The sequence below is a fragment of the Companilactobacillus formosensis genome (assembly GCF_005405305.1).
In the GTDB taxonomy this organism is placed as follows: Bacteria; Bacillota; Bacilli; order Lactobacillales; family Lactobacillaceae; genus Companilactobacillus; species Companilactobacillus formosensis.
The window spans coordinates 48,856-60,695 of the sequence record NZ_BJDU01000001.1 but is presented as its reverse complement, the minus strand read 5'-3'; the positions used below and the strand labels follow the sequence as shown (position 1 = coordinate 60,695).

Annotated in this window: 15 protein-coding genes; 10 read left to right on the top strand and 5 right to left on the bottom strand. The window is 34.2% G+C overall.

Annotated features, from left to right (window positions below; all coding sequences use genetic code 11):
* Both FFM65_RS00300 and FFM65_RS12420 read right to left on the bottom strand, forming a co-directional pair.
* Positions 1 to 283: bacteriocin immunity protein (locus FFM65_RS00300; protein WP_137610093.1), on the bottom strand; the 283-nt coding region annotated here is incomplete at its 3' end.
* Between the two features lie 130 nt (positions 284 to 413).
* Positions 414 to 557 carry a hypothetical protein gene (locus tag FFM65_RS12420; RefSeq protein WP_371851260.1) on the bottom strand — a complete coding sequence of 48 codons (144 nt, stop codon included), beginning with the start codon at positions 555 to 557 and terminating at the stop codon, positions 414 to 416.
* Between the two features lie 173 nt (positions 558 to 730).
* Here FFM65_RS12420 and FFM65_RS00290 point away from each other — a divergent pair, with 173 nt between their 5' ends.
* The 8 genes from FFM65_RS00290 (at position 731) to FFM65_RS00255 (ending at position 5,398) form a co-directional block, all read left to right on the top strand.
* Entirely contained in the window at positions 731 to 1,024 is a 294-nt protein-coding gene (locus FFM65_RS00290) for a bacteriocin immunity protein (protein WP_059074953.1), read from the top strand.
* A gap of 116 nt (positions 1,025 to 1,140) precedes the next feature.
* The gene (locus FFM65_RS00285; RefSeq protein WP_119317119.1) at positions 1,141 to 1,425 is read left to right on the top strand and encodes a hypothetical protein; all 285 of its coding nucleotides are present in this window, start codon (positions 1,141 to 1,143) and stop codon (positions 1,423 to 1,425) included.
* Positions 1,426 to 1,449: 24 nt separating this feature from the next.
* A complete protein-coding gene (locus FFM65_RS00280; protein WP_119317118.1) occupies positions 1,450 to 1,647 on the top strand; it encodes a hypothetical protein in 198 nt (65 codons plus the stop codon).
* Positions 1,648 to 1,763: 116 nt separating this feature from the next.
* Entirely contained in the window at positions 1,764 to 1,991 is a 228-nt protein-coding gene (locus FFM65_RS00275) for a hypothetical protein (protein WP_119317117.1), read from the top strand.
* An 807-nt stretch (positions 1,992 to 2,798) separates the two neighbouring features.
* The gene (locus FFM65_RS12040; protein ID WP_162897857.1) at positions 2,799 to 3,602 is read left to right on the top strand and encodes a GHKL domain-containing protein; all 804 of its coding nucleotides are present in this window, start codon (positions 2,799 to 2,801) and stop codon (positions 3,600 to 3,602) included.
* A gap of 9 nt (positions 3,603 to 3,611) precedes the next feature.
* Entirely contained in the window at positions 3,612 to 4,367 is a 756-nt protein-coding gene (locus FFM65_RS00265; protein WP_119317115.1) for a response regulator transcription factor, read from the top strand.
* Positions 4,368 to 4,540: 173 nt separating this feature from the next.
* Positions 4,541 to 4,834, top strand: a complete 294-nt coding sequence (locus FFM65_RS00260) for a hypothetical protein (protein WP_119317114.1) — start codon at positions 4,541 to 4,543, stop codon at positions 4,832 to 4,834.
* Between the two features lie 213 nt (positions 4,835 to 5,047).
* Positions 5,048 to 5,398 (top strand): bacteriocin immunity protein, encoded by a 351-nt coding sequence (locus FFM65_RS00255; RefSeq protein WP_057812832.1) that lies wholly within the window; start codon positions 5,048 to 5,050, stop codon positions 5,396 to 5,398.
* Positions 5,399 to 5,470: 72 nt separating this feature from the next.
* Here the strand turns inward: FFM65_RS00255 and FFM65_RS00250 are convergent, their stop codons facing one another.
* Positions 5,471 to 5,938 carry a hypothetical protein gene (locus FFM65_RS00250; RefSeq protein WP_119317113.1) on the bottom strand — a complete coding sequence of 156 codons (468 nt, stop codon included), beginning with the start codon at positions 5,936 to 5,938 and terminating at the stop codon, positions 5,471 to 5,473.
* A gap of 319 nt (positions 5,939 to 6,257) precedes the next feature.
* On the opposite strand from FFM65_RS00250, the gene FFM65_RS00245 reads away from it, so the two are divergent.
* Positions 6,258 to 7,622: an Nramp family divalent metal transporter gene (locus tag FFM65_RS00245; RefSeq protein ID WP_119317112.1), complete on the top strand. Its 1,365-nt coding sequence runs from the start codon at positions 6,258 to 6,260 to the stop codon at positions 7,620 to 7,622.
* A gap of 221 nt (positions 7,623 to 7,843) precedes the next feature.
* A complete protein-coding gene (locus FFM65_RS00240; protein WP_119317111.1) occupies positions 7,844 to 8,614 on the top strand; it encodes a TerC family protein in 771 nt (256 codons plus the stop codon).
* Between the two features lie 14 nt (positions 8,615 to 8,628).
* Here FFM65_RS00240 and FFM65_RS00235 read toward each other — a convergent pair whose 3' ends face one another.
* Both FFM65_RS00235 and FFM65_RS00230 read right to left on the bottom strand, forming a co-directional pair.
* Positions 8,629 to 10,035 carry an APC family permease gene (locus FFM65_RS00235; RefSeq protein ID WP_119317110.1) on the bottom strand — a complete coding sequence of 469 codons (1,407 nt, stop codon included), beginning with the start codon at positions 10,033 to 10,035 and terminating at the stop codon, positions 8,629 to 8,631.
* Positions 10,036 to 10,423: 388 nt separating this feature from the next.
* Positions 10,424 to 11,830: an APC family permease gene (locus tag FFM65_RS00230; protein WP_119317109.1), complete on the bottom strand. Its 1,407-nt coding sequence runs from the start codon at positions 11,828 to 11,830 to the stop codon at positions 10,424 to 10,426.
* Positions 11,831 to 11,840 lie beyond the last annotated feature (10 nt).

Here is an 11,840-nt window from a genome sequence, read left to right as displayed (position 1 = left end):
CTCGATTCCGACCATTAAGTCCCGATTTTTTAGACAAGTCACCTAATCGAATCAGCAACTTATCTTCTTCTCTGGAAAATGGAACTCTACTAAAAGCTTCCATATAAATATAATTCACTAATCTACTAAGCCATGCTTCAGGATTCTTCACCGTATCTAATTTCATGTAAACTTGACTCAAAACATCCGTTATATTTAACAAATAAGGTGATTGATCAGGATGCGAATGTAGCGAATTGTACAATTCATGAATTACTTTTTTGGTCGTATCTATATCTAACATTAACTATCTCCTTTAAATATTTACTCTAAATAACTATTATTGATTCCGATATATCCAAGATTAGTTCCAATAGGTTTTAATTTTATAAGAATCGGGTAAATAGTATCGTAAAATTGTGATGCTTCAGTTGTTAATCCTTTTTTGCCATAAGTCCTATTTTTCTTTCGCTGGTAGAAATATTAGGATTCAAGACAAAATCATACAGATCACTTAATACTAATTCTTCTTCTTTATTGTTGGACATATTGTTAAAAGTACCACCAACAACCATCATAGCCGATAACTGCAGACCATCCGTGATTTAAAAGTTAAAATCATTTTACGTTATCAAAGGCGTTATAACGGTTGCTATATTTTTATTCCCCGCGTATCATCCTTGTCGGATGTAATGATATCTACTAATACAATTATAACAAATATTAAGTTTTCCCCTTTGGAGGGCACAATATGAAGAAATTAAAATGGTTTGTTGGCGGTAAAGACCGCAGTGAAGTAGCAATCTCAATTATTGACGATCTACTAGATAATTTGGATGATGACACAACTAAACCACTCCAAGAAGTATTAACTGATTTCAAAATTGAACTAGAAAAAAGAGAGTCCGCCGTTCCCTATATCCTCAGCCGCATGAATCTAACAATCTCAACGACTATGCACAAAAATGGCATCACTTTACCTAAAGATCAACAAGAAAAGTTGCAACAATTAACTCAATTATCAAATATTTATTACGGGTATTAAAATTCAAGACACAAAAATCCACTACTCAGGATATTTTGTTACCGCTTACTTCCTTGATGCTATACTAATCTTACAGAAATATTTATAGCTCTCAATCTAGAAAGGAACAACATACGATGGTAAACAAAACAGAAGTTGTCGATACTATGCAGGCCTTAGTTTCAGAATTGCAGAAGAATCACGCACAGTCAGAAACAACTTCTTATGTCAGTGAGACACTACAAAAACTTAAAAAAAGCGATGGAGTAGCCTTTACCGGAAGTTTACAACTCTTCTTTAATCAAGCTAATATCGTAAAATTATCAGACAATATCCAACTTAATAAGGAGGGAAAAACACTTTGGCGTAAGCTGTTTGCTTTTAATTCTTTAGGGAACAATCTTTGGGGAGCCAGTCTATAATTAATAGTATGGAGGTCAGGAATCATGGAAAGTATCTTTGGCGTTCTATTTATACTTATCGGCATTTGGCAACTCTTCATCAGTATCAAATATTTAAATGTTCTGAAAAAAGTCGGAAATAAGACCACATCAGGATTTTCTCCACTAGCCATCTACTTCTCCCTATTTATAGGTGTTGTTTTCTTAGTTATAGGGATCTCTGCAGTATTCCATTTAATCTAATTTTTTTGAATGTGATAATCCTTTTATGGATATCAAGTGAATAATATAATTGATCCTGCATTTATTTACACAGAGTGAATCCAATCAAAAAAAACAATATGTAACAAGGGGTTAATATGTTCAAACTTAAATCATTAAATATAAACAAAAAGTTCTATAAGAAACTAGGATTCTGGGTTGGATTATCCTTACTATACGAGACATTCGGATTATTTCATCATGATCAACTTTTTTCAATAACTGGATTATTAGACATCATATGTTTGGTATTAGGCTTGGGTGCTATTTACACGGCCTTAACGGAAAAAGATGAGAAGCAAGTCAACACTAACCAAAACGTATAAAGACAGGATTGCTAACAAATAAGTGTTAGTGATCCTGTCTTTATATTTTACATAGGGGCAAATATTTGATACGACATATGTCCTGAATAAGTGCTTTTGATATCATGAACTGTCTAAAAATATGAACTTTCGTTTTAGGATCTCATTCATCATTTTTATGATATTCATTCAAAAAAGCATTCAAAATCTGCAATACTTTAACCATTATGAGATTTGAAGAAAATCAGCAGAAGAAGGCGTTTTTTTATTTTTCATAAATTGTAGGTAAAATATTATTTAGCATATTTTATGGAGATTAACCTCATGATAGAAATTAGCATCATTGGAACCATAATTGATTACTTTTTTACAGAATTAATATTCTTTTACATTTTCATTAATGTTTATTATTTGAAACGTAAAATAAACACTAGAATTTGGTTAAAGATATTTCTTCTATTTGTGTATTCTCTTATCCTGGATTATTTTCTACCTAGTTGGATGATTTTCACCCTTTTTATAGCCATGTATTTCTTACTCAATGAGAATCACCAGACAAATTATTACTTAATAAATTCAATTCTTCTAGGAGCCATATTAGAACTCTCGTTTTCAATAATCAGTTCTTCATTGATAGTGTATTTTAATAATATGCTTACTATAAACAGTCTCTTGCTTGTTCTAATAGACTCTGTAACCTGCTTTTTACTATCAACATTAGCCATATTACTCTACAGGTATTTTGGCTTTAGTACTTTAGTTAAAAAACAAAAATCACCTCAACTAAGCTTTTTATTGTCATATTTATACATATCATTATTTTTATTCATGAATTTAATTCAACATTTTAGAGCATATAAGAAATTAATTGTCGGTGTAATATTGTTTTTAATAATACAGACACTATTAACAATTCTATATTCATCGGCTGAGATAAAAAAACAAAAGGAGAACTTAGAGAAAGAATCACTGATTAAGCAAATTGATAATCTAAAGCTATATACCAGCCAATTAGATACTGATCAAAAAAACATGCATAAGTTCAAACACGATTATAAAAATATACTTTTGAGTCTTGAAGAATTGGCCAAATCTGAAAATAATAACGAATTGAAAAAATCACTTGACGAATTAAATGGCTATTCAAACATTTATTTTGAAAACACATCTATGAACTTCTATAAAGATTTGGAGTACGTCTCTAATTCTTATATAAAGAGTCTATTGATCAGTAAATTCAAAACAATGAAAACACTTGATATCAAATATAGTTTTGAATGCAAATCGACTATCAAAAATATCGGCATGAACATATTTGATTTCATAAGATTATTAGGTATTTCAATCGATAATGCCATAGAAGAAGTCGAGGATAATCCAAATGGAAATATCAAAATAGCAATAATTAATGATGATAAAACCACTTTATTTTCCATCGAGAATACTCTTGTACACTCTAAGTCACCCACTATTCAAAATATGCGCAAGACAGGATTTTCCACTAAAAAAAATCATGCCGGACTTGTCATGATAAATATTCAAGATATAAGCAAAAAATATCCAAATTTATTTATTAATTATCATAAGGATGAAAAAATATTTAATATTCAAATTGTCCTTACTAAAAATTAGGAGATTATTATGAGTTATCCAATAGTTATATGTGAGGACAATCCCACTCAACTCAAAAATATCAAAATAATACTTGAAAGTTATATTATGTTTCATGACGATCCTTTAGAACTGAAATTAGCTGCTTTAAATCCTAATGAAGTAATTAATTACTTATCTGAAAAGCCATTATCCCATGGGATTTATTTTCTCGACATTGATTTAGGAACAAATACAAATGGAATTGATTTAGCTAAGAAGATAAGAAAAATGGATGTTCAAGCCAATATTATTTTTACTACAACCCATGACGAAATGGCACCAGTTACTCTAAAAAATAAGGTTGGAGCTATAGATTTTATTGAAAAAGATCAAAGCATTGAAGATTATCGGGATAATTTATACGATGCTCTAAAATATGCAGAAAACATAACAAACAAAACCATGGAAAAAGAAAATTCTAATTTTACTTTTGAAATCGGTAATCAGATATATAACTTTGATCAATCTGAAATTGTCCTCATCGAAACTTCAAGTGTTCCTCATCGATTAACGTTAGAAACAATCAATGGTAATTATGAGTTTTACAATAAAATAAGTGATTTAGAAAAAGAATACCCTTTTCTTTTGAAGCTCAACAGGTCATGCTTAATAAATCCTAACAATATCAGAAATGCCAATTTCACGAATAGACTCATTACATTCAAAAATGATTCAGCCAAAAAGTTCCCAATAGGTAAATCAAGAAAACTTAAATCTGAAATCAAGAAAATCCTTCAACACTAAGCGACTTTAAATTAATTTTGCAATTAATTTAAAGAGCCAAAAGTAAAATATTTTTCAATCTCCAAGACTATAAGAACTGCATTCAGGATATTTTCACTTAACATCTATTTAATTATGTTTAAATTAACCTACATACTATAACCATTCAACATAATCTCTTGGAGGTATCAATTATGAAAGACGATGACAAAGCAAAAATTATTAATGCCGTTACTAACTTAAGTACTGCCCTAAAGAAATATCATCCTAATACTGAAACCTGTAACTATGTCGAAATTACTTTAACAGAACTGAAGAAAAAAGATGGAAAAGCATTCACTGGTGCATTTCTTTACTTTCTTACTAAGGCTTCAATGTTAAGAACCTCTGAAAATGTCAGTCTTAACGATACCGAATCAAAACTGTGGCATAAAATGTCTGCTTTGAAAAACCTAGGAAATGACTTTTTCTTTGGAATGGGTCTTTAATTATGAATAAAATTGAATCAAAATTCTCCTGTTCACTGCTCTTTGCATAAACAAACCTTAAGACGACACAAAATGATTTAAATATATATCATCTTCTTGACTATTATTTCAGGACTTCCTTTGACATCATTCATGACATTCTTTTCAAATTATTTTAAATCCTCTTAAAATTAAGTAGTGGAGATTCATTACATTTAGCGAGGGAGAATACTGATGAAAAAAATTGACAGAGAAAACGAAATCAAAGAAGCAAAATCACTTATTAGTTCATTAAATGATTTGATTATTAACAGAGATGATTTTCAACAAAAATCGGAATTAAGAGATATATCTGATGTTCTAGTTCAAGTAAATAAAACAATCGACAATAATAAATATCCTGAAAGATTACTCAGCAAACTAACGACTTTTATTTATAGTATGGGACCTGCGGGAAAAATCTATTTCCCAAAAGATCAAGAACAATTGATTGATAAGATTGCAGTAATCGCCCAAAAATCTGGTAATACTGGGCTCTATTATTCAAGCTTCAACACCAAATCTGATTTCTTTAATCGACTATAGTAGGAAAATACAAACAAAAAAATGAGATGACAAACTCCAGTAATCGGAATCGTCATCTCATTTTTATTTTGCTTATATTTGTCCAACTTCCACAGAAACTTCATTAGACAACTTCTTATCAAGATACTTTTGCATTTCTTTATAGGAAATATTAAAGTTCATTTCCACTTGTTGGGGTCTTTTTGTATTGAAAATCACTGCTACTTTAGGTTTGCGACCTTGAATCTCAATTGGAATCAAAGTTACGTGAACGACGGAAGCATAATCGAGCACACCTGAATAAAAGCCGTTGAGAACGATTTTCTTTTCTCCGACTCCACCGACACCATTCATAATATTCAACAACATGAACAAGGCAACCATGATGATGTAAGATAATTGACCAGTTGGTGAAACTAGTAACCATGCACCGATAAAGGCTGCGAAGATCAATGATGAAACTTTATAAATTGATCTAATTTCAATCTGTGACTGCCAATAAACATTGAAAACAGCACCGACAAAAAAGATCACATCAACTATTAGTAGTATTACACTCATTTAAATTTATCCCTTTTCTAGTAATTATAATCAAGTATATTTTATTTTCAAAATCTATCACTTATATTGTATCGTACTCAGTCATTAAATACATGAAGATGAATTGATAGTTTCAGAAAAATGTAATCATTTGCATTGATTTATTTGTTAAAAAGAACCATCTGGCATAAAAATATTCATGCTATATTATCAAAAAAATGCAATTATGACGGCTTTTTGACGATTATTTTTAGGGATACTTAATTATTTTATTTAGACCCTTTAATGTTGCTCTCTAACATGATATTATATCTTGAGATTGAAAAAGGGGGATATACGCTTGAGTGAAAAAAATAAAAAACACGAAAGCCTAATTCATTATGCTAACGGCCCTTCCTTGGAAGAAATTAATGACACCGTTGAGGTTCCAACTGATGCGGGTTTCTTTAAAACCCTATTAGCATACAGTGGTCCTGGTGCCTTAGTTGCCGTGGGTTACATGGATCCAGGTAACTGGGTAACATCTATTGCTGGTGGTGCTCAATTTAAGTACAAATTACTATCTGTTATCTTGATTTCTAGTTTGATTGCGATGCTTTTGCAATACATGGCGGCTAAACTAGGCATTGTGACCGGAAGAGATTTGGCTCAATTAACTAGGGATAGAACTTCTAAAGTTGGTGGTTTTATTCTTTGGATCATCACTGAATTAGCTATTATGGCGACTGATATCGCTGAAATTATTGGTTCGGCCATCGCGCTGAAATTGCTTTTCAACATTCCAATACTCTGGGGTGTTATCATCACTGCATTTGACGTTTTACTTCTATTAGTCTTGATGAAACTTGGCTTTAGAAAGATCGAAGCTATCGTTGCAGCTTTAATTATGGTTATTCTATTCGTTTTCCTATACGAAGTTATCTTGGCACGTCCAGATATGGGACAAATGGTAATCGGATTCGTTCCCGACCCACAAATCCTACAAAATCAAAGTATGCTTTACATTTCTCTTGGTATCGTTGGTGCGACAGTTATGCCACATAATTTGTACTTGCATTCTTCAATTTCACAAGCGAGAAAATACGACCGTGAAGACCCTAAGAGTATTCACCAAGCCGTTCGCTTCTCAACTTGGGATTCAAATATTCAATTAACTTTGGCCTTCGTTGTTAATACTTTACTATTACTTCTAGGTGCTGCTTTGTTCTACGGTACAAACAGTGACCTTGGACGTTTCGTTGACTTGTTCAATGCCTTGCAAGATCCAAAAGTTGCCGGTGCTGTTGCTAGTCCTGTCTTGAGTATTTTGTTTGCGATTGCCCTATTGGCATCAGGTCAAAACTCAACCATTACTGGTACCTTGTCTGGTCAAATCGTTATGGAAGGTTTCGTCCACATGAAGATGAAACTTTGGGCAAGACGTGTAATTACTCGTTTGATGTCAATCATCCCAGTTATCGCCTTTGCGGTAATCTATCACGGTAACGAAGCAAAAATCGAATCACTTTTGACATTCTCACAAGTATTCTTGAGTGTCGCTTTACCATTCTCAATTTTCCCATTGATCAAATTTACAAGTAACAAAGAATTGATGGGCGAATTCGCTAATAACAAACTAATCGAGTACATCGGTTACTTCATCGCTGTAGTATTGACTATTCTAAATATTTGGTTGATCTACACTACATTCGTACCTGCGGTTTAATTACTTAAAAAAATACAGAGATCCTAGTAGAATTCATTTCATTGAGTTCTGTTAGGACCTTTTTATTTATCAAAATCGCGTCGGCTATGTTCCGGCCAATCACAGGGATTTTGTGGACGATGGCATATTTCATCCTCCCCCCAATTATTAATTTGTTATTTACAGTAAATATCTGGTATGCTTTACACAACAAAAACAATAATGAAAGCAAGGAATATTGATTGAATGCACTAGTTAATATGTACGGCCCATTCTTCGACCTTCACAACTGGGCAACTGTGATCGAATCAGGTGAAGACTGGTTAATTATCCTCTCACTAGTAGTGATGGAATGTATCTTATCCGTTGATAATGCGGTAGTTTTAGCCGCCCAAACTCAATCGCTACCGAATAAAGTTGAACAAGAAAAATCTCTTTTTTACGGATTATTCGGTGCCTACATTTTTAGATTTTTAGTTATCGGTGTCGGTGTCTACTTAATTAACTTCTGGTGGATCAAAGTTTTCGGTGCCGCCTACCTATTCTACTTGTTCTTAAAGCACTTCTTCTTTACTAACAAAAAGAAAGTTAAATCTCCGACAGAACCTAAAAAGGAAAATAAACTTGAAAAACATCTTCACATTTCTAGATTTTGGCAGGTTGTTATCTCAATTGAATTGATGGATATCGTCTTCTCAATCGATTCTGTTTTAGCCTCACTAGCCATTTCTAGTAACCCCGTTATCGTCTTAATCGGTGGTATGATTGGTATCTTAGCCATGAGAGGTATCGCTGAATTGATTATGGGCTTGATGAGTAAGATTCCAGAGTTGAACGGTATGGCTTATTTCTTGATTTTATTTATTTCTATCAAGTTGTTCTTATCAATTCCCGCTATCGACATTGAAGTTCCCAATCTACTCTTCGTCGGTGTCTTAATTGGTGCCATCATTGTTACCTTGATAATTCACATGATCAACAATCAAAAAGCTCCTAAGAGTAAGAAAAAATAGCTTCCAATTGGAGGCTATTTTTTATTTTGCAATTTAGAATGTTTTAATCCGTAAGTGAAGTACACTATAACGCCGACAATCAACCAAATGACTACTGTTATTTTTGATAGCTTTGGCAACATTATCAAGAAGTACAAACTAGCTAATCCCGCCAAAACTGGCAAAACTGGATAAAGTGGCATCTTATAGCCATCTTTGTTAGGAATATCTTTACGATGGCGCAAAGGAATAATTCCAAATGATATGAAGGTAAAGGCCAACAAGGTTCCTGCATTGATCAACGAAGTCAACTCAGTCAATGGTACTAAACCAGCGAAAAAGGCTTGCACGACTGTAGCAACGATAATCGCATTCTTTGGCACCGCGTATTTCATATCGACTTCACCCATCTTCTTAGGCAATAAACCGTCACGTCCCAAAGCATAAACTAATCTAGAGCCACCGAAGAATAAGGTCACTAAAGCCGTAAAAATCCCAACCAAAGCACCAATGGTAATCAATTTATTCCAAGTATTTAGATGGATAACTTTCAAGGCATAGGCTGCCGGATCATCGACGTTTAGTTGTTTATAGTTAACGATCCCGGTCAAAACTAACGAGAATGCCACGTACAAAACAATGGCGATAAAGACTGTACCTAGGATTCCTTTGGCAACATCTTTTTTGGGATTGATAGTTTCTGCCGAATTAGAAGCTAAAGCATCGAATCCGATGAAAGCAAAGAAAACTGTCGCTGCTGAAGTTGACAGACCACCTAATCCAAAAGGAGAAGTCCGAAATTCTTGTGGATAAAATGGGACGTAATTTTTAGTCTTGATGTACAAAGCACCTACCAAAATAAACAAAACAATAATTGTGACTTTGATAACGACTGCAACATTTTCGACTTTTTTCGAGAGACTAGTTCCGTGAGCAATCACAAAGGCAATTATCAAAACGATTAAAACTGCCGAGAGATTGATTCCCCCGCCTTCTAGTGGACCTGCGGATAAGAACTTAGGCAGATGAATTCCGAAAGCTCCGAGGATATTGTTATTGAAATACGATGCAAATCCGACTGATTGAGCGGATACCGACAAGAAATACTCCAAAATCAAAGCCCAACCGAGAATCCAGCCGATTCCTTCACCATAAATGACTGAACCATACGAATACGCTGATCCGGCTACTGGCATAGCGGCCGCAAATTCTGCATAAGCCATCCCTACGACTCCAGCTACAATACCGGAAATCAAAAACGCAACCGCCACTGCTGGTCCCGCATGTAAGGCTGCTTCGTGTCCTGGCAAAATAAAAATACCAGTTCCGATGATAGCCCCAATTCCTAGCGCTAATAAGTCTTTCGCTGTTAAACTTTTGGTCAGTCTAGCATCTACTTTTAAATAATTATCTACTGATTGTTTTTTAAAAATATCCTTCACAAAAATTCTTCCTCTCGAAAGCAACTAATTAAGTAAAAAGTCTACTACAATATTTTTATTAAAAAAAGAGTTTTTCTAATAAAAGTAGAATTGTTCTAATAATTAAGTTAAAAATAGCATCTATTTGCGAGTAGTAAACCCCAAATAAATGCTATTGGCCTGTTGATATTAAAAATAGAACCACTATCTAGTCCGTAATAGCAAAGAAAATTGGCTCAGATGTGAAATTTCTCTTGGCAATTTATTGCCTAGTGAAAGACCGAGCTTGAAGACTTTGCCCGATTTTGGTTTTAGCAAAGGCTCCAAGTCGTGTCCACATCGTTCCAGCCAAATTTTCTTTGCTATGGAGGACGGTAATATTACTACTAACTAAAAACCTATCTTCTAATTAATGTGTTTTATTTTGTAATTTTGAATGTTTCAATCCATAAACGAAATAGACAATAATTCCAATGGTGATCCAAAGACCAACACTGATTTTAGAAATCGTTGGCAACATGAATAGGAAATAAATACTGGCAAGTCCAGCCAAGATTGGCAAGACTGGATACCAAGGCATCTTGAATCCGTCATTGGGAATATCTTTTCTTTTCCGCAAAGGAATTATTCCAAACGAGATAAAGACAAAGGCCAACAAAGTTCCAGCATTGATCAAGGAAGTCAACTCTGTCAATGGTACTAACCCAGCAAAGAAGGCTTGAACGACCATCGCCAATAGAACGGCATTTCTAGGCACGGAGAATTTTTCATCAACTTCACCCATTTTTTCTGGCAACAAACCGTCACGTCCTAAGGCATAAACCAAACGTGAGCCACCAAAGAACATCGTTAATAATGACGTGAAAATTCCTACTAAGGCACCAATAGTAATCAATTTATTCCAGGTGTCCAAATGAACTACTTTCAAAGCATAAGCCGCCGGATCATCAACGTTTAATTCTTTGTAATTGACCACTCCGGTTAAAACAAAAGAGAAGCCAACGTACAAAATTACCGCCACGACCACGGTACCTAAGACCCCACGAACAACATCTTTTTTGGGATTGATAGTTTCTGCGGAATTAGCCGCTAAAGCATCGAAACCAACGAAGGCAAAGAAGACTGTTGCCGTAGCTGTGGAAATTCCGCCCATTCCAAATGGTTCAGTGTGGAACTGTTTAGGATAGAATGGCACGTAATTCTTAGTATTGATATAAAAAGCGCCAACGATGATGAACAAAATAATAATCGTCACTTTGATCAGAACTGCCACGTTCTCGACTTTTTTCGACAAACTAGCACCTTGCAAAATAATGAACGCTATCAACAAAACAATCAAAGTCGCTGAAATATTAATAACTCCACCTTCCAAAGGCCCAGCCGCTAAGAACTTTGGCATGTGAACCCCAAAAGCTCCTAAGATATTGTTGTTGAAATACGAAGCAAATCCGACTGCTTCAGCAGAAACTGTCAAGAAATACTCCAAAATCAAGGCCCAGCCAAGAATCCAACCAATAATTTCGCCATAAATGACTGCTCCAAACGAATAAGCCGAGCCAGCCACGGGCATAGCCGATGAAAATTCCGCATACGCCATCCCGACAAAGCCAGAAACAATCGCTGCAATCAAAAACGCAACTGTAACTGCCGGTCCAGCATGTAACGCCGCTTCATGACCTGGCAAAATAAAGATACCTGTACCAATGACCGCTCCGATACCGAGTGACAATAAATCTCTTGCACCAAGAGTCTTGGTAAGTCTGGAATCAGCTTTTAAATAAGTTGCCACTGATTCTTTTTTAAAGACATTTTTCATGAAAATTTAC

Excerpts from the sequence above, each read along its gene's own strand:
- FFM65_RS12420 (WP_371851260.1), bottom strand. The coding sequence starts at position 557 with ATGATGGTTGTTGGTGGTACTTTTAACAATATGTCCAACAATAAAGAA.
- FFM65_RS00290 (WP_059074953.1), top strand. The coding sequence starts at position 731 with ATGAAGAAATTAAAATGGTTTGTTGGCGGTAAAGACCGCAGTGAAGTA.
- FFM65_RS00285 (WP_119317119.1), top strand. The coding sequence starts at position 1,141 with ATGGTAAACAAAACAGAAGTTGTCGATACTATGCAGGCCTTAGTTTCA.
- FFM65_RS00280 (WP_119317118.1), top strand. The coding sequence starts at position 1,450 with ATGGAAAGTATCTTTGGCGTTCTATTTATACTTATCGGCATTTGGCAA.
- FFM65_RS00275 (WP_119317117.1), top strand. The coding sequence starts at position 1,764 with ATGTTCAAACTTAAATCATTAAATATAAACAAAAAGTTCTATAAGAAA.
- FFM65_RS12040 (WP_162897857.1), top strand. The coding sequence starts at position 2,799 with ATGAATTTAATTCAACATTTTAGAGCATATAAGAAATTAATTGTCGGT.
- FFM65_RS00265 (WP_119317115.1), top strand. The coding sequence starts at position 3,612 with ATGAGTTATCCAATAGTTATATGTGAGGACAATCCCACTCAACTCAAA.
- FFM65_RS00260 (WP_119317114.1), top strand. The coding sequence starts at position 4,541 with ATGAAAGACGATGACAAAGCAAAAATTATTAATGCCGTTACTAACTTA.
- FFM65_RS00255 (WP_057812832.1), top strand. The coding sequence starts at position 5,048 with ATGAAAAAAATTGACAGAGAAAACGAAATCAAAGAAGCAAAATCACTT.
- FFM65_RS00250 (WP_119317113.1), bottom strand. The coding sequence starts at position 5,938 with ATGAGTGTAATACTACTAATAGTTGATGTGATCTTTTTTGTCGGTGCT.
- FFM65_RS00230 (WP_119317109.1), bottom strand. The coding sequence starts at position 11,830 with ATGAAAAATGTCTTTAAAAAAGAATCAGTGGCAACTTATTTAAAAGCT.